Raw genomic sequence first — 25,959 nt, 5'->3', positions numbered from 1 at the left:
ATCACATGTGGACTGCTTTCCGGCTTGCTTGCTGGCTCATTGCGCGTCGACCATCAGCGCGTCGAGCTTGAACGAGCCGTCTTCCTGCACATCGAAACGGGCGCGCACTTCATCCGGCGAATGCGCCCACAGCGAGCGAATCGCAACCACATGCGGTTCCGGCGTGCGCATGCGCGCGACCCACGACGCAAACTCGATATCGATACGCCAGCGCTCGCGAATCGATGCCCGGAATCCCGCGGCCGTAAAAAGCGCAAGCCATTCGTCGGCGCGGTAGTTGCGGATATGCGAGCCGTCGCGCAGCAGTTCAATCGCCTGCTGATGCGTATCGAGCAGCGGATGTTCGTTTCCGGCAATGTCGATGAACAGCACGCGGCCGCCCGGCTTCAGCACGCGCCGCACTTCGGCGAGCGCGAGCGGCACGTCGTGCCAGTGATGCGCGCTCATGCGGCTGATCACCCAGTCGAACGAGTGATCGTCGAACGGCAGCGATTCAGCGGCGCCCTGCTGGGTGCGGATGTTGGCGAGCCCGCGCTCCTTGGCGGCGGCTTGCACGGTGGCAAGCATCGGCGGCGCGATGTCGTACGCGACCACTTCTTTAGCATAGGGCGCGACCGCAAAGCTCGCGTGGCCCGCGCCGCAGCCCAGATCGAGAACGATTGCGCCGGGCGTCGGTACGCGGGGCGTCGGTACGCGGGGCGTCGGTACGCCGGGCGTCGCCACGACTGGCGTCGCCGCAATCGCCTCCGCCAGCGTCTGCAGGTCGGCGCCGCTCGCGTGGGTCGGGCTCGTCAGATAGGCGGCGGCGGTCGAGCCGAATGCGTCGGCGACCTGATCGTGGTGTTTCATGGGAATACTCCAATGTGGACGGGTGGGTCGTTCTGCCGATGGCGCCAAAGCGCTTTGTGCCGTTCCAGCAGCGATTTCAGCCGCTACAATAGAGCCCGCCGTGTACCAGTACAAGTTAAGCAATTATTCTGGTATTAGTTGCACCACCCGTCCAGGACCGGACGCGTGCGCGCCGCCCGCGCGCCGACTCACTGTTTCCGCTACGCATCTGAATCGAATGACCACGCCGTCCCGCCACGACAATCCGCCGCCGCTCGAAGCCACGCCCGCCCGTGCGCTCGGCGACTTCATCCGGGCTCACCGGGAACGGCTTGCGCCGCAAGCGGTCGGCTTGCCGCCGGGCCCGCGGCGTCGCACACCCGGCCTACGGCGCGAGGAAGTCGCGCAACTGTGCGGCGTGAGTCCCACCTGGTACACCTGGATCGAACAGGGACGGCCGGTCTCCGCATCGGCGGACGCGCTGGCGCGCATAGCGGTCGCGCTGCAACTGTCGCGAGCGGAACGCGCGTATCTGTTCGAACTGGCCGCCCAGCGCGATCCGGCGGAGCCCGACCCGGCCGCCACCGACGCGCCCGCCACGCTGCTGCAAACCGTGCAGCTCGTGGATGCGCCGGCTTACGTGCTCGACCGCCAGTGGAATGCGCTCGCGTGGAACGAGCGGGCGGCCGGGCTGTTCGTCGGCTGGCTGGATGGCTCGCATGACCGCAATCTGCTGCGCTATACCTTCACCGAGCCGGCGGCGCGCGCGTTGATCGTCGATTGGGAAACGCGCGCGCGGCGTCTTGCCGCCGAATTCCGCGCCGACTCGATCCGTCATCTGAACGACGCGCCGACGCGCGCGCTGATCGACGCGCTGACCATCGCCAGCGATGCATTCGCGCGCTTCTGGGCGTCGCAGGATGTCGGCGGCCGGGAGGGCGGCCGGCGCGAATTCAACCATCCGCGCGATGGCCGCCTCGTCTACGATCAGATCACGTTCAAGCCCGCGCATCGCGAGGACCTGAAGCTGGTGGTGCTCGTGCAGGAGTGAGACGCGCCGCGCTTGCGGCATGAAGCACGCGGCACGCCACCGGCGCGACGCCAGACGGCGCAGGCCAACGACAACGCGGCTGCGCCGAGCAGCGCTTTTGCCGCGCGTCGCCGGTGTTAAAATCCCTGTCTTTGCGCGCCTCAGCGGCATGCTTTGCGTCGCGCATTCATCCCGCGCCGCCGGCCGCTTCATCGCCCGAACTCGGCTACTCAACCGCCGCTTCATTGCTGCTCAACCGCTGCTCAACTGCCCAACACCATGACGTCCCAACTGCACAAAAAAGGCGAAGCCTGGTCGGCTCGCTTCTCGGAGCCGATGTCGGAACTCGTCAAACGCTACACGTCGTCGGTTTTCTTCGACAAGCGTCTGGCGCTCGTCGATATCGAAGGGTCGCTCGCGCACGCCTCGATGCTGGCCGCGCAGAAGATCATCGCCGCCGAAGACCTCGCCGCCATCCAGCGCGGCATGGCGCAGATCAAGGGTGAAATCGAGCGCGGCGAGTTCGAGTGGCTGCTCGATCTGGAAGACGTCCATCTGAACATCGAAGCGCGCCTGACCGCGCTGATCGGCGACGCGGGCAAGCGCCTGCACACGGGCCGCTCGCGCAACGACCAGGTCGCCACCGACATTCGTCTGTGGCTGCGCGGCGAGATCGACCGGATCGTCGATCTGCTGAAAGCACTGCGCACGGCGCTCCTCGACATGGCGGAGAAAAACGCGTCGACCATCATGCCGGGCTTCACGCATCTGCAGGTGGCGCAGCCGGTGACGTTCGGCCATCACCTGCTCGCCTACGTCGAAATGTTCTCGCGCGACGCCGAGCGCATGCTCGATTGCCGCAAACGCGTGAACCGTCTGCCGCTCGGCGCAGCGGCGCTCGCCGGCACGAGCTACCCGATCGACCGTCACGCGGTCGCGACGACGCTCGGCTTCGAGGGCATCTGCGCGAACTCGCTCGACGCGGTCTCCGACCGCGACTTCGCGATCGAATTCACGGCGGCAGCGGCGCTCGTGATGACGCATATCTCGCGCTTCTCCGAAGAACTCGTGCTGTGGATGAGCCCGCGCGTCGGCTTCATCGATCTGGCGGATCGCTTCTGCACCGGTTCGTCGATCATGCCGCAGAAGAAGAACCCGGACGTGCCCGAACTCGCGCGCGGCAAGACCGGTCGCGTGAACGGCCACCTGATCGCGTTGCTCACGCTGATGAAAGGTCAGCCGCTCGCGTACAACAAGGACAATCAGGAAGACAAGGAGCCGCTGTTCGACACGGTCGACACCGTGGCCGACACGCTGCGAATCTTCGCTGAAATGGTGGCCGGCATTTCGGTGAAGCCGCAGGCAATGCGCGACGCCGCCCTGCAAGGCTTTTCCACGGCAACCGATCTGGCCGACTACCTCGTCAAGCGTGGCCTGCCGTTTCGCGACGCGCATGAAGCCGTCGCACTGGCCGTGCGGATCTGTGCCGACCGTGGCTGCGATCTCGCCGATCTGTCGCTGGAAGAAATGCGCAAGGAACTGCCGAATGTCGCGCATCTGATCGGCGAGGACGTGTTCTCGTATCTCACGCTGGAAGGATCGGTGGCGAGCCGCAATCACCCCGGCGGCACGGCGCCCGAGCAGGTGCTGGCTGCGGCCAGGGCCGCGCGTGAAGCGTTGAAGTGATGCCACGTCCCGCGCCGTGCGCGCGTCGCGCGCTCGCGGCTGTGTAAGCAGAAGGCGAATCCGTGATTGGGTTCGCCTTTTTGTTTTGACCGTGGGGAAGCGTACGCAAGCGTTTTGGACAAAAGAAAGCCCGCGCGAAGCGGGCCAAATGAAAGACTTCCACCGATGCCTCCCGAAAGAGGCCAATGCAGTGTAGGCGCGTTTCGCCCGCATACCAATCTGCTCATATTTCACGCGATGACGAACCGATGCAAGGCCCCGCACGACCGGGAAAAGCGTACGCATTGCGGGCGAACGCGGATTGAAACCTGGCGCTTTTTGACTACCATCAAATGAGTTTCGCCCCAGGTTCCGTTCAGCTTTCAGGTTCAACCATGTCCATCCGCCCAGATCAGCGTCACCACGAGCATGCCGGGTCCACTCGCGCTCCATGCTTGCGCCGCACGTCGCTGTGCAACGTTGCGCGGGCGGTGACCTGCGCGGCGGCTTGCGCGCTCGTCGTGAGCGGCTGCACCATTACGCCACCGCCGCATGCTTCGGCACCGACGCCCGCCGCCGCCGTGAGCAGCGTAACGCTCGATCAGTATCGCGACGCCGTCGCGCGACGCATCGTCGAACGTAATCCGTCTTATGTGTTGCGCGGCACACCGCAAGCGATGTTGCGCTCACTGGTCGTCGTGTCGTTCACCGTAGACCGCAACGGGCGCGTGCTGCAATCGTCGGTCTATCGCACGAATGGCGACGACGAAGCCGAGGGCACCGCGCTCGCCAGTCTGCGGCGTGCGTCGCCGCTGCCGCTGCCGCCCGGCAAACTGCTCAACGGGCGCGGCCAGCTCGAACTGTTCGAGGACTGGCTTTTTAACGACGACGGCAAGTTCCAGTTACGCGAACTGGCGTCGCCACAGTCGCAGACCATCGACTAGACAAATGATCGGCGGCTCAAACTGCTGCAAATGAGTATCGCGGCCCGGCGGCTCGACGCGTCTTGCCGCGTCAACGCCGCGCTCGCTATAATTTTCGGATTCCTTGCGCCGGAGCCTCCCGGCATGGCTCTCCCCGCCGGCTCACCCGCCGGCCTGGCCCGAGCCCGATTGCACATGCCGCCGCGCCACCCGCGAGTGGTGTCTGCCTGATGCACGAAGCACGAAGCACGCTTGATTGACGGCTGCGAGCCGACACCCGCTGTCGCGGTGGTCGCATCGGTCCAATGCACGCGTCATGCCGACCGGCCTGAGTAAGGGCGCTTCACCCTCGGCTGATCGAATCAGCCCGCCTGGTTATTGCCCTGGTACGACCGTTTTCGCGTGCGATTGCGCCCGGCTGCCGTTGTAAGCTGTTGCTTCGTTGCTTGCGCCACGCGTGGCGTCACCCGCGTCCACGACACGCGCTCCCGCGCACGACCTCGAACAAAGCGCCAGTCAGGCGCGCGCCGGAACAGAACCGACGCGTGCCGCCGACGGCTTCACGACATATTGGAGACCCTGCATGTCCACTTCGCCGATTTCCGCGGCCCAGCCCAACGCGGCCGGACAAAACAGCAGCGCGCGGATCATCTTCGCAAGCTTCATCGGCACCGCGATCGAGTTTTACGACTTTTATGTCTACGCGACCGCCGCGGCGCTCGTCATCGGTCCGGTTTTTTTCCCGCATGGCTCGGCGACCGCGCAAGCGCTGTCGGCATTCGTCACGTTCGGCATCGCGTTCATCGCGCGGCCGATCGGCTCATTTCTGTTTGGCCACTTCGGCGACCGGATTGGCCGCAAATCGACACTGGTCGCGTCGCTGCTGGTCATGGGCCTATCCACCACACTGATCGGCTTCGTACCCGGCTATGACTCGATCGGCAGCCTCGCGCCGATCCTCCTGTGCGTGCTGCGCTTCGGACAGGGGATCGGGCTCGGCGGCGAATGGGGCGGCGCGGCGCTGCTCGCCACCGAAAACGCGCCCGCCGGCAAGCGCGGCTGGTTCGGCATGTTCCCGCAGCTTGGACCGTCGATCGGCTTTCTGGCCTCGAACGGCCTGTTCTTCGCGCTGGCCGTCTCGCTGAGCGAAGACCAGTTCCGCACCTGGGGCTGGCGCGTGCCGTTCCTCGTCAGCTCGGTGCTGGTCGCGCTCGGTTTGTACGTGCGGCTGAAAATCGCCGAAACGCCGGCGTTCAAGGCGGCGATCGAACGCCAGGAACGTGTGAAGGTGCCGATCGCCACGCTGCTCTCACAACACGGATTGCCCACGCTGCTCGGCGCGCTCGCGATGGTGGTCTGCTACACGCTGTTCTACAACGCGACGACCTTCTCGCTGTCATACGGCGTTTCCGTGCTGCATATCCCGCGTCCGACGTTCCTCGGTCTGCTGTGTATCGCCGTCGTGTTCATGGCGCTGGCGACGCCGCTGTCGGCGTGGGCCAGCGACCGCTTCGGCCGCAAGCCGGTGCTGATCGTCGGGATCATCGCGGCGATCCTGTCCGGCTTCACGATGGCGCCGCTCCTCGGCAGCGGACAGACCCCGCAAGTGCTGCTGTTCCTCGTAATCGAACTCTTCCTGATGGGCGTGACCTTCGCGCCAATGGGCGCGCTGCTGCCGGAGTTGTTCCCGACTAACGTGCGCTATACCGGCGCGGGCGTGGCGTATAACGTCGGCGGCATTCTGGGCGCGTCGGTCGCGCCGTATATCGCTCAGGTGCTCGCCGCACGCGGCGGCCTGCCGTATGTCGGCGCGTACGTGTCGATTGCCGCGGCCGTCAGCATGATCGGGGTGCTGTGCATGCGGGAAACGCGCGATACCCGTCTGATGTGAAACGCCGCTGCTTTCCAGAGCCTTTCTGTTGAATCGGGGAGTTTGACGAGCATTCCTGAGTAAATTCCCTGCCTTGCGCGTCTTTTTGACATGCCTATACTCGATTCCAATCACCCTTAGGCGAGCGGGAGGCACTGGATGAACCTTCATCTTCACAACGCGGATATCGTCGTGATCATCGCGCTGGCGCTGCTGTGTTCGCTGCTGCTGGCACTGCGCTTTCGTCCGGCGACATGGAAAGGGATTGTCGTGGAAGCGCTGGCGGCGAACGCCGCGGCTATTGCCGCGGTGGTCGCCTTTGAAATGCTGCTGGCCTGAGCCGCACAGTCGTTCCAGGCGAGAGTGTGACGCATGAATGCCAGTGCGCCACGCTCCCGCGACGGTCCTCAGCGGTAGTAGTACCCGCCGTGATGGTAGTAGCCGCCTCCGCCATAGTAGCCGGGTGCCGGCGCGACGATGCAGCCGCCTAGCGCCGTTGCCAGTAGCGTGCCTGCGATCAGGCTCAGAATTACGCGTTTCATGGTTGTTCTCCGTCGAGTCAGAATCATTCGAGCCGAAATCCCGAATGACTCGATTGAACACGACGGCACGTCCCGCAAGCGTTGCGATTTGTAAGGGAAGATCACGAAGGTGTTACATGATCGCGTCGTACGACATCGTTCCGCGAGATAGCCGGCCTATCGCGCGACAAAACACCGCCTATACTGCGTTAGGCACCGTCACTGGTTGTATGCGCCGCGCCGGCGGCGGCGACAGGGCCCGTCGAGCCGATTGCCGGTCTTGATTGAATGCGAATCCCGTCGCAAACGGGAGTGCTGCGCAACACCAGAAAGACACCCACGAGTGCCTATCTGGACAGCAAGGCACTCAACCAAAAGCGACACAATTAACAGGCGTGTAATGCAGCACGCGTACGCTTTACGCTGAATGTCAGCCGTACCGATTCCTCTCCGCCCGTAGTTCCCCGACGCGGGCGTTTTTCGGAGGCGTTACGTGGCAGCGCTCTTAACCGGGCTCACTGCGGCGTCGCGCCTCTTTTCTTGTGCGCAAACGATTGCGCACGGCGCAGCGGATTCAGACGTTCAGGCGGCTGAACCGTGGGTCAGCGCAAACGGCTGCAACTCGCCGGAGTGGACGTAATCGATGGCTTCCAGCGCGGCGCTGACGGGCGGTACGGACTGACCGTCGCCGATGGATACGGAACGGAACGGCGCCTCGATGCCGCAATGAGACGGCGACGTGGCGACGAAAATCATCACCGTGCGCTTTTGCAGCGCATGAGCAAGATGGACAAAGCCGGTATCCGTGCCGACCACCAGTGAACAGGCGTCGATCATCTGCGCGATTTCGGTCACGCTCATTCTCGGCAGCACGGCCGCGCCAGGCACCTGCGACGCAATCTGCGCAGCTTCGGCGCGCTCGCCTTCGGAACCCCACGGCAGCACGACGTGGAAACCGCGCTGCGCCAGCTCGCGCCCGACGGCGATCCAATGCGGCACCGGCCACTTCTTGTCGTCTTTAGACGTTGCGTGAAAGAGCGCAGCGACTGGCGCGGCCATGTCGGCAAACGGCTTGCTGTCCGGCTCCGGCAAACGCAGGTTGTAGACAGCCGGCCCTTGCACCTCGTAGCCGAGCGCTTCGCCCGCGCTGATGCGCATGCCGTGCCATGCATTGCATTGCGGACGCGGACCGAAACGGCCGGTGTAGGCAAACGCGGCGCCGCGCTCGCCCAGATCCTGCGACTGATAGCCAATGCGGCGCGACGAGCGTGCGAGAAACGCGATGATCGCGCTCTTGTACACGCCATGAATGTCGATGATGAAATCGTAGCGATAGGCGCGAAGTTCCGCGATGGAAGCTGCGATCGCCTTGAAATCGGCCCAGCGGCGCGCTTTCTTGAAACGGCGCAACGGCGCGCACAGCACGCGGTCCACGCTGCGGCTCCAGGTTGCGACTTCGGCGAATGCCTCGTCGGCAGCCCAGTCCACCTCGACGCCCGGAAAAGCGCGTTTGATATCGGCGACGACCGGAAGCGCCTGCACGATATCGCCGAGTGACGTGACCTTGACGATAAGGACTCGCTTCATTGATAACCCGTGATGTGTTCGAACATCACGTTATTTTAGCCGACGTATCGAATAAGCCTAATCCGACACGGCACATCGCCGGGCCTGTCAATAATACGATGCGTTACACAGCAGGTGCTTATAACAATCCGCGCGCCGTCCGTCACGCTCCCACGCTGGTTCGGCAAGCGCGGTTTCGCTGATGGCACGGCGCACGGACCTTGTCGTCAATAGACCACGACCGCCGGTGCGCGCAGATAAAGTGGTCGTCCGGGCACGACCACGCATCCGGTCAGCACGAGCGCCAGTACGGCGATCAGAAACAGATTCTTTTTCATGAGGCACCCAGGGCGTCAAGCCCAGTGACCTTCGACCCAGTGATAGTTCGGGCCGTGCGCGACCCAGTGACCGGGCACCCAGTGATAGCCAACCCGCTCGGCCTGCCAGTGACCCGCGACCCATACATAACGGCCATGATCCCAACGCCAGTGACCGTGATCCCACACATAACCGACACGCGCTGCGGGCACTGCCTCGTAGCGCACCGGCGGCGGCGCCGACGGCGCGATCACCACGACTTCGGCCGCGCTAGCGGACGCAACCGCAGAAGCACCCGCTGCGATCAGAACGGCGTGGGCAATCAGCAAACGAAAAGTCTTGTTCATTTTTTCCCTCTCTGGATGGACACCGCATGCGGCGTTACCCGTTTAATGCTCGAGGGACGAAACCCGCTGACCGCGGCCGTGTAACGGCATACGCGCAAGTGCAACGGATTATTTCGGCATGCCGCCCTGCACGGAGAAGTGCACCGGCGAACGCGAGGAAGAGGATGGTCAGGCGATGGAAAACGTGCGCGGCTCCGACTCGCCCTCGAACGGGACGGCTCGGAGCCGCGAACAATCAGGCGGGCATCATCGGGCCAACTGACGCGACGACTCGCCGTAGATCAGGCTTGCGGTATCTCGATCTTGACCTCGAGCACTTCGAGGTCGTCCTGGCGTTCGAGACTCACGCGGATATCGTCATCGGAAATCTTCACGTACTTCGAAATCACGGCCACCAGTTCACGTTGCAACGCAGGCAGATAATCGGCGGGCGCGTGGCCGCCGGCGCGCTCGTGCGCGATGATCAGCTGCAAACGTTCCTTCGCCACCGACGCGGATTTCTTCTTCTCGCCCAGCAAAAACGAAAGAATCGACATGACGTGCGCTCCCCTTACTTGGTGCCGAAGAGGCGCTGCAGCAGCCCGGGCTTCTGGTAATCGGTAAAGCGAAGCGACTTCTGCTCGCCGAGGAAACGCGACACGACATCCTTGTAGGCTTCGGCCACGTCGGTGCCGTCGAGATGCACGGCCGGCAGGCCCTGGTTCGACGCATGCAATACCGCTTCCGACTCGGGAATCACGCCGATCAGATCGATGCGCAGGATTTCCTGGATGTCGGTCAGCGACAGCATCTCGCCTTCGCTCACACGCTTCGGGTTGTAGCGCGTGATCAGCAGGTGCTCCTTGATCGGCTCCTTGCTCTCGATCGCACGCTTCGTCTTGGACGACAGAATGCCGAGGATCCGGTCCGAGTCGCGCACCGACGACACTTCCGGGTTCGTGACGATCAGTGCTTCGTCGGCGAAATGCATGGCGAGCAGCGCGCCCGATTCGATACCGGCCGGCGAATCGCAAACGATGTATTCGAAGTCCATCGCGATCAGGTCGTTGATGACCTTCTCGACGCCTTCCATGGTCAGCGCGTCTTTGTCACGCGTTTGCGAGGCCGGCAGGATGAACAGGTTCTCGCACTTCTTGTCCTTGATCAGCGCCTGGTTCAGGTTGGCTTCGCCCTGGATCACGTTGATCAGGTCGTACACCACCCGGCGCTCACAACCCATGATGAGGTCGAGGTTACGCAGGCCGACGTCGAAGTCGATCACGGCGGTTTTGTGGCCCCGTAACGCGAGGGCCGATGCAAAACTCGCGCTCGTGGTCGTCTTGCCCACGCCACCCTTGCCCGAAGTCACCACAATGATTTTTGCCATTACCCTTACCTTGTGTTCGTCAAATTCGTCAATTTTGTGCAGCCCGATCTGCAGTGAAAACGCGGCGCGCCGCCAGTGGTCGGCGCCACGCGCGCTTCACGCCGGTCACGTGAGCCGCAGCGGTTCAATCATCAGCTTTTCTTCTTCGAGCCAGATCTGCACCGGCTTGCCGAGCACGTCGGACGGCAGCGGGTTTTCGGTCGTACGGTAAATGCCCGCGATCGAGATCAGTTCCGGCTCGAGACACGTGCAGAAAATGCGCGCGTCGTGGTTGCCCTGCACGCCGGCCAATGCCCGGCCGCGCAGCGGCGCGTAAATATGGATGTTGCCTTCCGCGATCACTTCGGCGCCGTAGCTCACGAGCCCCAGCACGACGAGATCGCCCTTTGCGTAGATACGCTGGCCGGAGCGCAACGGCTTGTCGACCACCATGGTTTGCGACGACGTTGCGAGCTTCACGGGCTCGGCGGCAGGCGCGGGTTCGACCGCCGCCGCGCTGGCCGGCGTGCCGTTTTCGGGCGCGAACCCGGCGGCCTCGAAGAGATCGGCAGGCGGCGTGGCCGTGGCCGCCGTGACAGCCGGCGACGCGGCGCTTGCGCTGTCTTCGTCCGCGGGTCTGGGTGCGGCGCCGCGACGGTCGCGCGCTTCGAGCAGCGGCAACGCGGACTCGGCCGCCCACGACTGCTCTGCATTCGCCACTACGCCGACCGGACGCATGCGCACGCTGTCGAGCAGTTGCGCGATGTCGGCGAGCGGCACGCTTTCGCTCCCGGCGAGTCGGCGCACGTCGATCGCGACGACGTCGTTCGCGAAAAATTCAGGGGTCGCCTCGAAGCGCCGGGTCAACTCGGCTCGCATGGCTTCGAGGTCGGTTGTCTTGACCACGAATAGAAGCGTGTCGACAGAGCCGCTGCGGAGTTCGAAAAAGGGCGATTTCTTGGGCGACATAACGTTCGGCAAAAAATTTTGCGTATTTTACAGGCGTCGACGCGCGCGGCCAGTTTTTTTGCCGGGAAACGGGCCATCACGAGCGCGCGGAACGCAAGAGCGCGATCGGGACCGCGCGCTGACCCTGTATTGGCCACGAACGCTGTGCAGACGCGGATGGGATTCGAGCGGCAGACCGTCGCGCCGCTCGCGGAGTCACTGCTGGAATACCTGGGACGTAGTGGGCACGTGGCGCACCAGCAGACTTTCAGCCTGCTCGGGTGCGCGCGCGACCCGGCGATGCTCGCCGGTCGGACCGAAGCCGAGCGCTTCGTAAAAACGCATGGCGTTGCGGTTCGCGTCGGCGACCCATGCGTAGATTTCCATCGCGCCTTCGCCCGCGAGCCAACCGGACGCCGTGTCGACCAGCAACTCTCCGCCGCGCAGATGACGCACGGCCGGCGCGACCCACAGTTCGCCGACGAATGCACGGCGCGCGTCGCTGTCGTCGAAATGCGCTTCGATCAGTCCGGCAGGATGGCCTTCGGTGTAAAGGATGAACGTGGTGGCGTCCAACGACACCGCGTGCGCGGCAGCGGTGGCATCAAAACTGGCGGCATCCGCCGACAACGCGTCTTCGAGCGTCGCGCCGAAGGCATAAGGTGCCTCTCGCAGCGACGCTGTGCGGAGTTCGCGAAAAACGGCGCCTTGATCAGCGGCGATGCGGCGAACGGTCAATGACGGACTCATGCAGACGAAAACCCCTTGAAACACTAAGGCGTAGCTTTAACCGAACGGGCGTGAGAGTCAAATCATTCTTGCCGAAGCCATGCTCACACGCGAGTTCCAAGCACGAGACACACACAGAACTCTCCAGCATTTCACGCGCCCGGCAGCCGCCCACCCGCGCGGCCGCTCAACGCGCGTGCTTCAGGGGACTTCGTAGTGGCCCGTGCCGTCCGGCCACGGGGTCAGCAGTTCATAGCCGTCTTCGGTCACGGCGATCATGTGCTCCCATTGCGCCGACAGCGAACGATCTTTGGTGACCACGGTCCAGCCGTCGCGCATCACGGTGGTGCCCGCGCGCCCGGCGTTGATCATGGGCTCGATCGTGAAGACCATGCCCGGCTTAAGACGCAGCCCCTGCCCCGGCTGGCCATAGTGCAACACCTGCGGATCTTCGTGGTAGACCTTGCCGATGCCATGCCCGCAATAGTCGCGCACGATCGAAAAGCCCTCGCGCTGGGCGATCTTCTGGATCGCATAACCCACGTCGCCGAGCGTCGCGCCGGGTTTGACCTCGCGAATGCCCGCGAGCATCGCCTCATACGTGGTGTCGATCAGCTGGCGCGCCACCGTGCTCGGCTGGCCCACGCAATACATGCGGCTCGTGTCTCCGAAATAGCCGTCCTTGATGATCGCGACGTCGATGTTGATGATGTCGCCGTCTTTCAGCACCTCTGCACGATTCGGGATGCCGTGGCAGACGACCTGGTTGACCGACGTGCAGACCGTCTTTGGAAAACCCAGATAGCCGACATTCGCCGGGACCGCTTTCTGCGTATTGACGATGTAGTCGTGACACAGCGCGTCCAGCTCTTCGGTGGACACGCCGGCCTTGACGTGTTCGCCGATCATCGCCAGTACGTCGGCCGCGAGGCGACCGGAAATGCGCAGCCTGGCGATGTCCTCGGGAGTCTTGTAGGTAATGGCCATGAATTCGTGGAGTGAGTCGAATCGATTCGATGTTCAAAGGAAGCGGCGCAGGCGGCTTCGGGCCGCGCGAGCATCGGCCGTGCGCGCAGCTGGCGGCGCCCGGTGTCAATCGGCCAATTGTACAGAGGAACGCCGCCCGGCCTCCGCGAAACGGGCTACGCATGCCGGAACGGCCCGCGTCATGACGCATGGTGGTCATAACGACCGGAACGCGACCGGAAGGCGACCGGAACGCGACCGGAACGACGACCGACCCGACACAGGCGCAACTCCCGCATGCTGCAAACGCACACAGAAATGTTTTGTGAGGTTTGCATCTAGCGGCCGATTTGCTCCGTAAAGGCGCTTGAGGACTCGCTTCTTCCGTGCCGGACATTTAGTTCTTCTCAGAAGAACGGAGGCCTCTTTGCGTCCGCGATTTGCGTCCTGCAAGCGTGAGCAGCAGTAAGTGCGCGCATGTGCGTCGCAAGTCCGCGGCATTGGCAGCGAACCATTTGAGGAGCATCGCCATGTCGGAATCCAGCAATCAATCTGCACAACTTATCGATGCATTCGACCGTCGCACGGAACGCCGCCTGCAGCGCAGGCAATTTTTCCGCAACGCCGGCGGCCTGGGCCTGGGTCTGGTCGGCGGCACGCTGATTAGCGCATGCGGCGGCGGTTCCGGCTCAAGCGTGTCAGCCGCGAGCGCACCCACCGACGCGGAAATCCTGAACTTCGCGTTGAATCTCGAGTATCTCGAATCGCAGTTCTATACGTATGCGACGACGGGCGCAGGCCTGCCGGCCAGCATGACAGCCGGCGTCGGCACGCAAGGCGCGGTGATTCCGGGCACGCAGGTCCCTTTCCAGGATCCGGTCGTCAAAGCCTACGCAAACGAGATCGCCAACGACGAGCGCGAACACGTAGCATTCCTGCGTAGCGCGTTGGGTTCGTCGGCCGTGGCGATGCCCGCAATCGACATTGGCGGCACCAATCCGAACGGCGCATTCTCGAACGCAGCACGCGCGGCAGGACTCGTGGGCGCGGGCGCGGCCTTCAATCCGTACGCGGACGACAACAGCTTTCTGCTCGGTGCGTTCATCTTCGAGGACGTCGGCGTAACGGCTTATAAGGGCGCTTCGCCGCTCATCACGAACAAGACCTTTCTGGAAGCCGCCGCCGGCATTCTTGCGGCCGAGGCTTACCACGCGGGCCTCGTGCGCACGGTGCTGTACTCGAAAGGCATCGACATGACGAGTCTCGTGACCGCCGCCAACGCGATTTCTGCCGCGCGCGACAGCCTCGATAACAACGGCCATGACGATCAGGGCATCACCGGCGCGACGGCGGGCACGTCGAATATCGTGCCGCTCGACAGCAATGGGCTCGCCTTCAGCCGCGGCTATGGGAACGTCCTCAACATCGTCTATCTGACGAGTTCAGCGGCGACCAAAGGCGGCTTCTTCCCGAACGGCGTGAATGGCACACTCAATATGAGCGCCTGAACCCGGCGAGGAAGCACGCAAATTGCTGAACCTGAGCGGACCGGCAACGGATGACCGCGATGACGATCGCGCTCACCCCGTTGGCCGGCGCCGCGCAACCGCGTGGATTGTCCCGACCGTTTGACGACGTACAGGAGGAGCCATGAACGAAGCGACCATCCCGAGCGCCGCGCCGTCGACCCTGACCGAGCAGACCTGCTTCGACATCCGCGAGACGCTGGCGGGCCGGCGGCGCGGAGTGCGTGCCTGGTTGCCGTTCATCGGACCGGCGGTGGTCGCGTCGATCGCCTATATGGACCCCGGCAACTTCGCGACCAACATTCAGGCGGGCGCGGGTTACGGCTACACGCTGCTGTGGGTGGTGGCCGTGGCGAATGTCGTGGCGATGCTGTTCCAGTCGCTATCGGCGAAACTGGGGCTCGTGACCGGCCGCAATCTGGCCGAACTGTGCCGCTTCGCGTTACCGCGCCGCTGTGTGATCGCGATGTGGGGCATCAGCGAGATTGCAGCGATGGCAACGGACCTCGCGGAATTCGTCGGCGGCGCAATCGGCGTATCGTTGCTCACGCATCTACCGATGATGCCGAGCATGGTCATCACCGCAGCCGTCACGTACGGTCTGCTGCAATTCGAAAAGCGCGGCTTCAGGCCGCTCGAACTGGCGATTGCGGCACTTGTCGGCGTGATCGGTCTGTCGTATCTCGCCGAGCTGCTGATCGCGCCTGTGCACTGGCCGTCGGTCGTCAGGCATACGTTCATACCCAGCATGCCCGACAGCAACGCGCTGACGATCTCCGTCGGCATAATCGGCGCGACCGTGATGCCGCATGTGCTGTTCTTGCACTCGGGCCTCACGCAGAATCGTGTGAAGCCGCGCGACGAACGCGAGCGCGCCCAATTGCTGCGCTTTTCGAATATCGAAGTGGTGGCCGCACTCGGCGTCGCCGGACTCATCAATATGGCGATGGTCATCATGGCGTCGAGCGCGTTTCATGCAGGGCATCCAGAAATCGCCACGATCGAGACCGCCTGGCGAACGCTCACGCCGCTGCTCGGCGGCGCGGCCGCGGGCCTGTTCCTCGCTGCGCTGATCGCGTCCGGCGTGTCGAGTTCGGTCGTCGGCACGATGGCCGGCCAGATTATCATGCAGGGATTCGTCGGCTTTCACCTGCCTGTGTGGGCGCGTCGCCTGATCACCATGGTGCCGGCCTTCGTGGTCGTCGCGTGCGGCGTGGATGCCACGCGCGCGCTGGTGCTAAGCCAGGTCGTGCTCTCCATCGCATTGCCGGTGCCGATGATCGCGCTCGTGTGGTTCACGTCGCGCGGCGATCTGATGGGCCGCTACCGGAACCGCCGCGTCACGACGTTCGCGGCAGTGTTCGGCACCATCGCCGTGCTCGCGCTGAATCTGATTCTGCTGTTGCAGATCGCCGGGCTCTCACCGTAGCCACCGTTCCATGCGGGTTGAAGCTTAGGACTGGAGGCTGGCGTCTGCATCCAGACAGAGGGCCGTCGCGTACATTGTTCGAACGAATTTTTCCGGACAAAGCCGCCCCATGCCCCGACGCCTGCTCAAACTGACCGCCGCGCTTGCGCTCGCCGCCCTCGGCGGTTGCAGCGCCGCCACCGTGCTGAACGCCGCCGTGTCGCACAAGGCCTTCAAGGCACAAGACAGTCTCGCGTACGGCCGCGCAAGTCGGCAGAAGCTCGACGTGTACGTGCCGACCGCTGCGAGCGCGCCGCAGCCGGACACGCACGGTCACCCTGTCGTGGTGTTCTTCTACGGCGGCAGCTGGCAGAACGGCTCGCGTGCGAACTATCTGTTCGTCGGCGCGGCGCTTGCGTCGCGCGGTTATGTGACCGTGGTGCCCGATTACCGCACATGGCCGGACACCGCGTTTCCGGGTTTTGTCGACGACGCCGCAGCAGCCGTGCGTTGGGCACGCGATCATGCGGCCGAGTTCGGCGGCGATCCGTCGCGTATCTTCCTGATGGGTCATTCGGCGGGCGCGCATATCGCGATGCTGCTCGCGACCGACGGCCGCTATCTGGCCGCCCAGCAGATGAGCAAGCGCGATATCAGCGGCGTGATCGGACTTGCCGGCCCGTACGATTTTCTGCCGCTGCAGGACGCGACGCTCGAAGAGATTTTCCCGCCCGCGGTACGGGCGGCGAGTCAGCCGATCAATTTCGTCGAAGGCGACGAGCCGCCCATGTTCCTTGCGGCGGGACAGCGCGATACCACCGTCGACCCCGGCAATACCGACCGACTCGCGGCGAAGGCGCGTGCCGCCGGCGACAGCGTGAAGGTGAAACACTACCCGCACGTCGGACACGCGCTGCTGGTCGGCGCAATGGCGGCGCCGCTGCGCGGCTTCGCGCCGGTGCTCGACGATACCAGCGCATTTATCAATGACCAACTGAAGCGTGATGGCGACAGGCAGCCATTGCCGGCCCGGTCCTCGTCTGCCGGCGCGCCGGACAACGTGTATCAGATGCGCCGTCGCGCAACAGCCGACATGGCGCCTTGTGCGGTGAACGCGGCAAACCCTGCGAACCACGTAGACACCCGGTGCGCGCAGCAACGCGGGATCGGTCAGACCGACTGAGGTGCGCGATGTGCGCAATGTGCGCCGCGCGTCACGGCTCCATGCCGAGTAGTTGCTTGCGCAACCTGGGTGCGCGCGTCGACGGATCGAGCCAGATGCCGAAAAACGCGCGCGCGAAAGCGGGGTCGTCGAATTCGCCGGTCATGCGATCGCCTGCATAGAACCGCACGCCCTTCTCCGGCAGATAGACCGCGCTCAGCTGATCGCCGGGTCCGACGTCGGTGAATGCCTGTAGCATGTCCGCGCGCCAGCGCTCGAGGGTGTCAGCGGGAATCGGCGTTGCCGCCAGCCGTTTGATTTCGCTGATGCCGGTGTCCGCCAGCCGCTCGCGCCCGATGCCGCGCGTGTAGACGATATGCAGCGCGAAGCGCTCGTCGTAATCGACCGGCACGCGCTCGCTCCACATCTGCGCGCGATACAGCCGGAAGCCGAGCACGCTGAACTCGCCCTCGCCGACCAGCTTCGCGGACTGCACGTCGTCGCGCCAGTCGGCGCATGCGACGCTGCTCCACAACGCGAGCAAGACCACCGCGAGCGCGCGCATGTCATTGCGCCGCTGCGAGCACGAACTGCATGACATCCGTGCGGCCTTCGTCGAAACCCGCTTCGCAGTAAGCCAGATAGAGACGCCATGTGCGCACGAAAATTTCGTCGAAGCCTTGCGTGCGGATCGTGTCGAGTTGCGACTCGAACGCGCTGCGCCAGCGGCGCAAGGTCTCCGCATAGTCGCGGCCGAACGCGAGCGACGTCTGCGCCGTCAGCTTGCCCTGCCGCGCCGCCGCGGTGAAACGCTCCGGGCTCGGCAGCATGCCGCCAGGGAAAATGAACTCGCGGATGAAATCGCTTGTCGCGCGATACGCGGCGAAGTGCGGCTCGTCGATCGTGATGGTTTGCACGACAGCGCGCGCGCCCGGCAGCAGACGTTCGCGCAGAATGCGGAAATACGTCGGCCAGAATTTTTCGCCGACCGCTTCGAACATTTCGATCGAGACGATGCCGTCGTACTGACCCGTCAACGTGCGATAGTCCCGCAATTCGAGTTGCACGCGCTCGTCCAGACCTGCGTGCGTGATGCGCGTCCGCGCGAATTCGAGTTGCGCCGGCGAGATCGTCACGCCATGCACGTGGATGCCCTGCCGCGCCGCATGCATCGCAAAACCGCCCCACCCGCAGCCGATTTCGAGCACCCGCATCCCCGCGCGCAAACCGAGCGTATCGATAATGCGCTGGTATTTCGCGTGCTGGGCGTCTTCGAGCGGCTGATCGAAGTTGCCGTCGAACACCGCGCTCGAATAGGTGAATGTCGGATCGAGCCACTGCGAGTAGAACGCGTTCCCGATGTCGTAGTGCGCGTGAATGTTGCGGCGGCTGCCCGAGCGGGTATTCGGTCGCAGCTTGTGGCGCAATCCATACCAGAGTTGCGCGAGCCAGCCGCCGTACACCGTGCGTTGCAGCGCGCGTTCGTTGCGGATCGCGACACGCAGCAACGCGGCCAGATCTGGCGTATCGACCCAGAACGAGCGCCATGCATCCGCAAAACCGATGTCGCCCTTACGCAGGATCGCGCCGCACGCGCGCCAGTCGCGCAACTCCAGACGCGCACCGGGCGCAGCATGCGGGTCACCGAACACGCGCTGTTGACCGTCTGGCGTAATCAGCACCAGATGGCCGATACGAATCCGTTCGAGCAAAGATAGAAACAGACGGCCTGACGCGGGCGCGGTCTGTTGCCCGCTCAGGGTTCTTGAAAGCGCCATGGCTGAATCTCCTCAATCCGGCGAAATGGTCTGCGCAGCGGTGGTCGGCCGGCCGGCTGCGGGGGGTGCGGTGGACGCGTCGGCGCCACGCTCCGGCGGGGGGTGCTTGCCGTAGAACGGCGTCTTCTTGCAGGCCAGCCGCAACGCCTGCCAATGAATCCTAGCAACCACGCCGACCGTCAGAAGCGGTTGGCGGATCAGCGCGGCGAGCGCCGTCGTGCGGGTCAGCGGCGCGAGGCGGCCGCCAAGCGCGGTGCGAATCAGCAGCCCGTTGGCGTCGTGGTAGTCGATTGAGACAGTCGTGCTGCCAGGCGCTTCCGCGACGCCGAATGCATAGTCACCCTCCACCCGGCAGAACGGCGAAACGTGCAGCACCTTTCTGCACGTGAGCGGGGTGTCGCGGAGGATCGGCTGGTGGCCAGGCGCGCTCAGAAGATAGCTGTGACGATCACCGAACGTGTTGCGCACCTCGGCGAGCAACGCACGCAAACGGCCGTTCCGGTCGTAGCAAAACCAGAAGCTGACCGGGTTGAACGCGTAGCCGAACACGCGTGGAAACGCCTGCAGCCAGATCTTGCCGTCTGCCTGCGTGATGCCGGCTGCCGATAGTTGCGTGCGCATCCAGGCAGCGAGATCGCTGCCGTCGCGCGGGCCGTGGTCGCGTCGATGCAGGCTCAACGGACGCCAGCGGTCGACGCCGAACCAACGGCTTTGCAGCGACGCCAGCCTGTCCAGGTCGACGCGCACATAGAACACCGGATAAATGAACCGGTGATGCGTAGGGCGCAAGCGTTCGTGCATCACCTTGCCGGTCAGCAGCCATGCTGGCGGCGTGTCGCTGCTGCTGCTTTCGACGTCGGCCTCGTGAGTGTCCGCGCGCTTGCCCTTGCCCGTGCTCTCGTGAATATACCGGGCGCCTGGGTCGACATGTCGGCGATTCATAGCTTCGCCCACGCCGGCGACGAGTCGAAGTCGGCGGCAACACGCAGCGCGGATTTCAGCCCGTCTTCATGAAATCCGTAGCCCGTCCACGCGCCCGCAAACCACGTGCGGCGCTTTCCTTGCAGCGACGGCAGGCGATGCTGCGCATCGATCGCGGCGAGATCGAACAGCGGGTGGTCATACACGAAACGGCGCAGTTCGGTGCCCGAAGCGGGCTGCGTGACCGGATTCAGCGTGACGACGAGCGGCGTCCGGAATGGCAACGGCTGCAGCTGGTTGACGAGATAGCTGACGCACACCGGATTCGTGCCGTCGATGCCGCGGCTGCCCAGATAGTTCCAGGCAGACCACACACGCTGACGACGCGGCAGCAGTTTCGTATCCGTATGCAACACGGCGACGTTCGGCTGGTAGCGCACGGCGCTCAGAACGCTGCGCTCATCCGGATCGATGTCGGCAAGCAGACTCAGCGAAGTGGGCGCGTGCGTTGCGAGCACGATCGCATCGAAGCGCTGCGTGCCGTCGTCGGTCATCACATCGACACCCTGTTCGTCACGACGCACGGCGCGCACGGCCGAGCCGATACGAACATCGTCGAGTTTTCCCACAATGCGTTTCACATACTCCCGCCCGCCGCCGACCACGGTCTTCCATTGCGGCCGATGATTCACCTGCAGGAGCGCGTGATTCAGGCAGAAGCGCAGGAAGGTCGTGGCCGGAAACGCAAGAATGTCCGACGTCGCGCTCGACCAGATGGCAGCCGCCATCGGCAGCAGATAGTGACGTTGGAACGCGCCGCCGTAGCCGCCCGCGGTGAGGAGTTCGCCCATCGACGCACGCGTTTGCGTCGCGATTTCGAGGTTGCGTTGCGCGCTGCCATTGAAACGCATGATGTCGCGCAGCATCCCGATGAAAGTCGGCGAAAAGAGATTGCGGCGCTGCGCGAACACGGTGTTCAGGCTCGTGCCGGCCCATTCCAGACGGCCTTCGTCGAGCGAGACAGAGAAGGTCATTTCGCTTGGATGCGCGCGCACACCGAGCTCGTCGAAGAGTGCGACCAGGTTCGGGTACGTGCGATCGTTGAACACCAGGAAGCCGGTATCGACGGGATGCGTGCTGCCGCCGAGCGTGACGTCGACGGTGTTGGTGTGCCCGCCCGCGTATCCCGCCGATTCGAACAGCGTGACCTGATGGTTGCGCGCCAGCAGGTACGCGCTCGCCAGACCCGAAATACCGGCGCCGATGACCGCAACCCGCGAGCCGCGCGGCAGGGGTGAAGTCGGTGCGGGTTGGATCATGCGCGCATCTCCTGTTCTGAACGGATCGAGCGACGCGCGGAAAGTAATGGGTATGGCGGTTGCGCGTCCTTGAGTGGATTTACGCGGCGGAGGGGAAAATGGATGCAGCGGATAAAGGCGTTAGAAGCGAACGCGGCCTGGCGCTGCGGACCCAGCGCAGCGTAAGCTCGATAAAGCAACCACAGAGCAGAATGCAAAAGCAAAGCCCCCGCAGAACTTTCGCTCTGCGGGGGCTTTTTAATTTGGCGGAAAGGGTGAGATTCGAACTCACGGTACCCCTAAAGGTACACTGGATTTCGAGTCCAGCGCATTCGACCACTCTGCCACCTTTCCGGGGTCTACTAGCTCACAGTCTGTATTGCGGGATGACTGCTTCGCCAGTTCAAGCGGGTCGTTGCTTGGGAGAAAAAGATTATAAAACAGCTGATTTGAATTTGCCAAGCCCCCGCGCCCAAAAAGTTCGCCCAGGCGCCTGGCCATGCACTGCGGCGTCAGCGCAGCATCGATCGAACACTCAGGCCGCCGGCACTTCCAGACGCTCGATGCCACCCAGGTACGGACGTAACGCCGCAGGCACCGTGACAGAACCATCGGCATTCTGAAAATTCTCCAGCACGGCGACAAGCGTGCGGCCCACCGCCAGACCCGAACCGTTCAGCGTGTGCAGCAGTTCCGGCTTGCCCTGCGCATTGCGAAAGCGCGCCTGCATCCGGCGAGCCTGGAACGACTCCGTATTCGAGCAGCTGGAAATCTCGCGATAGGTGTTCTGAGCCGGCACCCACACTTCGAGGTCGTAAGTCTTCGCAGCCGAGAAGCCCATGTCGCCGGTACAAAGCGTAATGACGCGATACGGCAACTCCAGCTTCTGCAAGATCGTCTCCGCATGCCCGACCATCTCTTCGAGCGCGTCATACGAGCTGTCCGGCGCGACGATCTGCACCATCTCCACCTTGTCGAACTGATGCTGACGGATCAGGCCACGCGTATCGCGTCCGTAAGAGCCCGCTTCCGAACGGAAGCACGGCGAATGCGCGGTCAGCTTGATCGGCAACGCATCCGCTTCGACGATGCTCTCGCGCACGGTGTTCGTCAGCGAAATTTCCGACGTGGAGATCAGATACTGCGTGACCGTGTTCTCTTCACCGCCTTTCTCGACGCGGAACATGTCGTCGGCGAACTTGGGCAGCTGGCCCGTGCCGTACAGAATCTCCGGATTCACGATGTACGGCGTGTAGACCTCCGTATAGCCGTGGTGCTGCGTATGCGTGTCGATCATGAACTGCGCGAGCGCGCGGTGCAGCCGGGCGATCTGTCCGCGCAGCATCGTGAAGCGTGCGCCGGACAGTTTCGCGCCGGTCTCGAAATCGAGGCCGAGCGGCGCGCCCACGTCGACGTGGTCCTTCACCTCGAAATCGAACTTACGCGGCGTGCCCCAGCGGCGCACTTCCACGTTCTCCGTTTCGTCCTTGCCGACGGGCACGCTTTCGTGCGGCAGATTCGGCACGCCGAGCAGCAGGTCCGACAGACGCTTCTGAATGTCATCCAGCTTTGCCGCCGACGCCTTCATCTCGTCGCCGATTCCGCCCACTTCGGCCATGACCGCCGACGTGTCCTCGCCCCTGCCTTTCATCGCGCCGATCTGTTTCGACAGGCTATTGCGGCGCGCCTGCATCTCTTCGGTACGGGTCTGGGTGTCGCGGCGTTCCGCTTCGAGCGCGGTGAACGCCGCCACGTCGAGGGTATAGCCGCGGTCGGCGAGGCGTTGGGCGACGCCGTCGAGGTCTTTGCGCAGCAACTGGATGTCGAGCATGGGATGGGGCGGATGTTCGTTAGGTGAATCCGGGATTTTAGCTCAGCGGCGCGCGTGGCCGGTGCTCAGTCTTAATCTCAGCCGTTCTTCGTCTTAATCTCAACCCTTCTTCGGCTTGTTCTCGGCGCGCCACTGCGCATCCAGTTCGGCAAGCCGGGCCATCTTGTCGCCAATCTTGCCTTCCAGCCCGCGCGGCGTCGGCTCGTACCAGTGCGGGTCGCGCATGTTCTCCGGCAGATAGGTTTCACCGGCCGCGTAAGCGTCGGGCTCGTCGTGCGCGTAGCGGTATTCGTGACCATAGCCCAGCTCTTTCATGAGCCTGGTCGGCGCATTACGCAGATGCACCGGCACCCCGCGCGACTGATCCTTGCCGACAAAGCGCCGTGCCTCGTTATACGCGTTGTAGCCGGCATTCGACTTCGGCGCGACGGCGAGGTAAATGATTGCTTGCGCAAGCGCCAGTTCGCCCTCGGGCGTGCCGAGCCGCTCGTAGGTCTCGGCGGCGTCGAGCGCAATGCGCGCCGCGCGCGGGTCGGCGAGTCCGATATCCTCCCACGCCATTCGCACAATGCGCCGCGCGAGATAACGCGGGTCCGCGCCGCCGTCGAGCATGCGGCAGAACCAGTACAGCGCGCCGTCCGGACTGCTGCCGCGCACGGACTTGTGCAGCGCGCTGATCTGGTCGTAGAACGCGTCGCCGCCCTTGTCGAAACGGCGCAGATTTTCGGCGAGCGCGCTGCCGAGCAGCGGGCCGTCGATCTCCGTGGTTTTCTGCTGGGACGCCGCGCGCGCGACGATCTCCAGATTGTTCAGCAGCTTGCGGCCATCGCCGTCGGCGGAACCGATCAGCGCGTCGCGTGCTTCGTCCGTAAAGGTGAGACCGCCGAGTTCCCGTTGCGCGCGCAAGAGCAATTCGCGCTGCTCCTCGTCGGTGAGGCTCTTGAGCACATAGACGGCGGCTCGCGAGAGCAACGCGCTGTTCACCTCGAACGACGGGTTTTCGGTCGTCGCGCCCACGAACACAAACAGGCCCGACTCGACATGCGGCAAAAATGCGTCCTGCTGACTCTTGTTGAAGCGATGCACTTCGTCGACGAACACGAGCGTCTGATGCCCGTTCGCGCGATGAATCTGCGCGGTCTCGACCGCCTCGCGAATATCCTTCACGCCCGAGAGAACCGCCGACAGCGCGATGAACTCCGCATGAAACGCGTCCGCCATGAGCCGTGCGAGCGTGGTCTTGCCGACGCCGGGCGGCCCCCACAGGATCATCGAATGCGCTTCGCCGGATTCGAATGCGACACGCAGCGGCTTGTTCGGACCGAGCAGGTGCTTCTGGCCGATCACTTCGTCGATATTGCGTGGCCGCAGGCGTTCGGCGAGCGGGACATTGGCACGGGTTTCTTCGAACATGACGTTTTGGGGATAATCTCGGCTTTTCCGGACGCGGTCCGTAGTCAGGCGGCGTGATGCCGGTGAGCCGCGCCGGTGCGTCAAAGCGCGGGCAACGTCCTGCATTATGACAGCCGCGGCGTCCGAACACGCCCTGGCCGATCGGCCAACGTCGGCGCGCGAGGCTGGCTAGCCGGAAAAATTCGCATAACATCGCAGGCACTCACGACTGCGACCAGCACAGGGACAAGACCAGATGGCACAAGATCCAATCGCCGGCAACGCCGGTTCCACTTACGCGCCGCTCACACCGGTGCCCGACGCGCGCCGCGCGTTCCGTACCGGCGACGCGTTTGCGCTCTGGTTCTCGCTCGGCATCGGCCTGCTGGTCGCGCAGGCGGGTGCGCTGCTGGTTCCCGGCCTGTCGCTGCCCCACGCGCTGCTCGCCATCGCGATCGGCAGCGTGATCGGCGTAGTGCTGCTCGCGCTGGCCGGCGTGGTCGGCACCGACACCGGGCTCGCCGCCATGTCCTCGTTGCGGCCGACGCTCGGGGTGCGCGGTGCGTCGGTGCCTGCCGTGCTGAACGCGGTCCAACTGGTCGGCTGGGGTTCGTTCGAGGTGATCGTCATGCGCGATTCCGCCGACGCGCTCGCGAAACAGGCGTTCGGCCTCGCTATGCCGCTCGTCTGGACGGTGATTTTCGGCCTGCTCGCCACCCTGCTCGCGATCAGCGGGCCGCTTTCGTTCGTGCGGCGCTTTCTGCGCACGTGGGGCATCTGGCTGCTGCTCGCGGGCGCCGCGTGGCTCACGTGGAATCTGCTGGCGAAGCACGATCTCGGCGCGTTGATGCGGCGTCCGGGCACGGGCGACATGTCGTTTGGCGGCGCAATCGATCTGGTGGTGGCCATGCCGCTCTCCTGGTTGCCGCTCATCGCTGATTACACCCGCTTTGCGAGGCGCCCTGGCGAAACGTTCCGGGGCACGCTGCTGGGCTACGGCATTGCGAACATCTGGTTCTACGCGCTCGGCGCGGTCTACGGCCTCGCGGCAGGCGGCGGCGACGCACTGCTGACCGGCGCACTCGCTCAGGCAGGCGGCGGCTTCGCGTTGCTGCTAATCCTGATCGACGAGATCGACAATGCGTTCGCCGATATTCACTCGGCCGCGGTTTCGACCGGCACGTTCTGGACACGCGGCAGCGTGCCGATGCTGTCAGCCGGATTCGGCGCGTTGTGCACGCTGATCGCGCTTGTCGTGCCAATGGCGAAGTATCAGAACTTCCTGCTGCTGATCGGCTCCGTGTTTGCTCCGCTTTTCGGCGTGGTGCTCGTGGACCACTTCATCGTGCGCAAGCGGCGCATCGCGGCGAACTTGCTCGCCGACCTGCGTGGCCGCTATGGCTATTCGGGCGGGTGGCATCTGAGCGCGTTCGCCGCATGGGCGATCGGTATCGTGGCGTATCAGGTGATCAACCAGTGGCTGCCCAATCTCGGCGCCACGCTGCCCGCGCTGGCGATCGGCGCGGTGTGCTACCTGGCGTTCGTGTCGGCTCGCAAAACTGCGTACGCATGAGCTTGCGCGGCCGC

24 protein-coding genes and 1 tRNA gene are annotated in these 25,959 nt (G+C 64.2%); 9 read left to right on the top strand and 16 right to left on the bottom strand.

Annotation, left to right across the window (positions count from 1 at the left end; genetic code table 11):
* Positions 1-36: 36 nt before the first annotated feature.
* Complete coding sequence (locus tag AAGS40_RS03755) at positions 37-849, bottom strand: class I SAM-dependent methyltransferase (protein ID WP_345813265.1); 813 nt, start codon at positions 847-849, stop codon at positions 37-39.
* Between the two features lie 217 nt (positions 850-1,066).
* Between AAGS40_RS03755 and AAGS40_RS03750 the strand changes: the two genes are divergently transcribed.
* The 5 genes from AAGS40_RS03750 (at position 1,067) to AAGS40_RS03730 (ending at position 6,655) form a co-directional block, all read left to right on the top strand.
* Positions 1,067-1,879 (top strand): helix-turn-helix transcriptional regulator, encoded by an 813-nt coding sequence (locus AAGS40_RS03750; protein ID WP_345813264.1) that lies wholly within the window; start codon positions 1,067-1,069, stop codon positions 1,877-1,879.
* 258 nt (positions 1,880-2,137) lie between these two features.
* Positions 2,138-3,544 (top strand): argininosuccinate lyase, encoded by a 1,407-nt coding sequence (gene argH / locus AAGS40_RS03745; RefSeq protein ID WP_345813263.1) that lies wholly within the window; start codon positions 2,138-2,140, stop codon positions 3,542-3,544.
* 374 nt (positions 3,545-3,918) lie between these two features.
* Positions 3,919-4,467 (top strand): TonB family protein, encoded by a 549-nt coding sequence (locus AAGS40_RS03740; RefSeq protein ID WP_345813262.1) that lies wholly within the window; start codon positions 3,919-3,921, stop codon positions 4,465-4,467.
* A gap of 562 nt (positions 4,468-5,029) precedes the next feature.
* The gene (locus tag AAGS40_RS03735) at positions 5,030-6,337 is read left to right on the top strand and encodes an MFS transporter (RefSeq protein WP_345813261.1); all 1,308 of its coding nucleotides are present in this window, start codon (positions 5,030-5,032) and stop codon (positions 6,335-6,337) included.
* Between the two features lie 138 nt (positions 6,338-6,475).
* Positions 6,476-6,655 (top strand): hypothetical protein, encoded by a 180-nt coding sequence (locus AAGS40_RS03730; RefSeq protein WP_345813259.1) that lies wholly within the window; start codon positions 6,476-6,478, stop codon positions 6,653-6,655.
* 68 nt (positions 6,656-6,723) lie between these two features.
* Here AAGS40_RS03730 and AAGS40_RS03725 read toward each other — a convergent pair whose 3' ends face one another.
* The 8 genes from AAGS40_RS03725 to map form a co-directional block, all read right to left on the bottom strand.
* The gene (locus tag AAGS40_RS03725) at positions 6,724-6,858 is read right to left on the bottom strand and encodes a hypothetical protein (RefSeq protein WP_345813258.1); all 135 of its coding nucleotides are present in this window, start codon (positions 6,856-6,858) and stop codon (positions 6,724-6,726) included.
* 561 nt (positions 6,859-7,419) lie between these two features.
* Complete coding sequence (gene waaC, locus AAGS40_RS03720) at positions 7,420-8,424, bottom strand: lipopolysaccharide heptosyltransferase I (RefSeq protein WP_345813257.1); 1,005 nt, start codon at positions 8,422-8,424, stop codon at positions 7,420-7,422.
* 332 nt (positions 8,425-8,756) lie between these two features.
* On the bottom strand, positions 8,757-9,068 hold the full coding sequence (locus AAGS40_RS03715; RefSeq protein ID WP_345813256.1) for a YXWGXW repeat-containing protein: 312 nt from the start codon (positions 9,066-9,068) through the stop codon (positions 8,757-8,759).
* Positions 9,069-9,349: 281 nt separating this feature from the next.
* Entirely contained in the window at positions 9,350-9,604 is a 255-nt protein-coding gene (gene minE / locus AAGS40_RS03710; protein ID WP_008922443.1) for a cell division topological specificity factor MinE, read from the bottom strand.
* A 14-nt stretch (positions 9,605-9,618) separates the two neighbouring features.
* The gene (minD, locus tag AAGS40_RS03705) at positions 9,619-10,434 is read right to left on the bottom strand and encodes a septum site-determining protein MinD (RefSeq protein WP_074263651.1); all 816 of its coding nucleotides are present in this window, start codon (positions 10,432-10,434) and stop codon (positions 9,619-9,621) included.
* 105 nt (positions 10,435-10,539) lie between these two features.
* On the bottom strand, positions 10,540-11,382 hold the full coding sequence (gene minC / locus AAGS40_RS03700) for a septum site-determining protein MinC (RefSeq protein ID WP_345813244.1): 843 nt from the start codon (positions 11,380-11,382) through the stop codon (positions 10,540-10,542).
* A gap of 195 nt (positions 11,383-11,577) precedes the next feature.
* Complete coding sequence (locus AAGS40_RS03695) at positions 11,578-12,111, bottom strand: GNAT family N-acetyltransferase (RefSeq protein WP_345813242.1); 534 nt, start codon at positions 12,109-12,111, stop codon at positions 11,578-11,580.
* A gap of 180 nt (positions 12,112-12,291) precedes the next feature.
* On the bottom strand, positions 12,292-13,077 hold the full coding sequence (gene map, locus AAGS40_RS03690) for a type I methionyl aminopeptidase (protein WP_345813241.1): 786 nt from the start codon (positions 13,075-13,077) through the stop codon (positions 12,292-12,294).
* A 509-nt stretch (positions 13,078-13,586) separates the two neighbouring features.
* Here map and AAGS40_RS03685 point away from each other — a divergent pair.
* From AAGS40_RS03685 to AAGS40_RS03675, 3 genes are all read left to right on the top strand, one after another.
* Complete coding sequence (locus AAGS40_RS03685) at positions 13,587-14,564, top strand: ferritin-like domain-containing protein (RefSeq protein WP_345813240.1); 978 nt, start codon at positions 13,587-13,589, stop codon at positions 14,562-14,564.
* 142 nt (positions 14,565-14,706) lie between these two features.
* Positions 14,707-16,011, top strand: coding sequence for an Nramp family divalent metal transporter (locus AAGS40_RS03680; protein ID WP_345813239.1), 1,305 nt, complete (start codon positions 14,707-14,709; stop codon positions 16,009-16,011).
* Positions 16,012-16,120: 109 nt separating this feature from the next.
* Positions 16,121-17,173 (top strand): alpha/beta hydrolase, encoded by a 1,053-nt coding sequence (locus AAGS40_RS03675; protein WP_345813238.1) that lies wholly within the window; start codon positions 16,121-16,123, stop codon positions 17,171-17,173.
* Positions 17,174-17,204: 31 nt separating this feature from the next.
* Here the strand turns inward: AAGS40_RS03675 and AAGS40_RS03670 are convergent, their stop codons facing one another.
* The 7 genes from AAGS40_RS03670 to AAGS40_RS03640 all read right to left on the bottom strand — a co-directional run bounded on the left by AAGS40_RS03670 (position 17,205) and on the right by AAGS40_RS03640 (position 24,393).
* Complete coding sequence (locus AAGS40_RS03670) at positions 17,205-17,717, bottom strand: chalcone isomerase family protein (protein WP_345813236.1); 513 nt, start codon at positions 17,715-17,717, stop codon at positions 17,205-17,207.
* A gap of 1 nt (position 17,718) precedes the next feature.
* On the bottom strand, positions 17,719-18,930 hold the full coding sequence (locus AAGS40_RS03665; RefSeq protein ID WP_345813233.1) for a cyclopropane-fatty-acyl-phospholipid synthase family protein: 1,212 nt from the start codon (positions 18,928-18,930) through the stop codon (positions 17,719-17,721).
* A gap of 12 nt (positions 18,931-18,942) precedes the next feature.
* Positions 18,943-19,872 carry a DUF1365 domain-containing protein gene (locus AAGS40_RS03660; RefSeq protein ID WP_345813231.1) on the bottom strand — a complete coding sequence of 310 codons (930 nt, stop codon included), beginning with the start codon at positions 19,870-19,872 and terminating at the stop codon, positions 18,943-18,945.
* Positions 19,869-21,170: an FAD-dependent oxidoreductase gene (locus AAGS40_RS03655; protein ID WP_345813229.1), complete on the bottom strand. Its 1,302-nt coding sequence runs from the start codon at positions 21,168-21,170 to the stop codon at positions 19,869-19,871. Before AAGS40_RS03655 ends, AAGS40_RS03660 begins: the two co-directional genes overlap by 4 nt.
* Before the next feature lie 243 nt (positions 21,171-21,413).
* Positions 21,414-21,503 (bottom strand) — tRNA-Ser (locus AAGS40_RS03650).
* Between the two features lie 181 nt (positions 21,504-21,684).
* Complete coding sequence (serS, locus tag AAGS40_RS03645) at positions 21,685-22,980, bottom strand: serine--tRNA ligase (RefSeq protein ID WP_345813228.1); 1,296 nt, start codon at positions 22,978-22,980, stop codon at positions 21,685-21,687.
* A 99-nt stretch (positions 22,981-23,079) separates the two neighbouring features.
* Positions 23,080-24,393, bottom strand: a complete 1,314-nt coding sequence (locus tag AAGS40_RS03640) for a replication-associated recombination protein A (RefSeq protein WP_345813227.1) — start codon at positions 24,391-24,393, stop codon at positions 23,080-23,082.
* Between the two features lie 235 nt (positions 24,394-24,628).
* Between AAGS40_RS03640 and cytX the strand changes: the two genes are divergently transcribed.
* A complete protein-coding gene (cytX, locus tag AAGS40_RS03635; protein ID WP_345813226.1) occupies positions 24,629-25,945 on the top strand; it encodes a putative hydroxymethylpyrimidine transporter CytX in 1,317 nt (438 codons plus the stop codon).
* Positions 25,946-25,959: the final 14 nt, after the last annotated feature.

Source organism: Paraburkholderia sp. PREW-6R (assembly GCF_039621805.1).
Taxonomy (GTDB): domain Bacteria; phylum Pseudomonadota; class Gammaproteobacteria; order Burkholderiales; family Burkholderiaceae; genus Paraburkholderia.
This window is presented reverse-complemented; position numbering and strand designations above follow the sequence as displayed.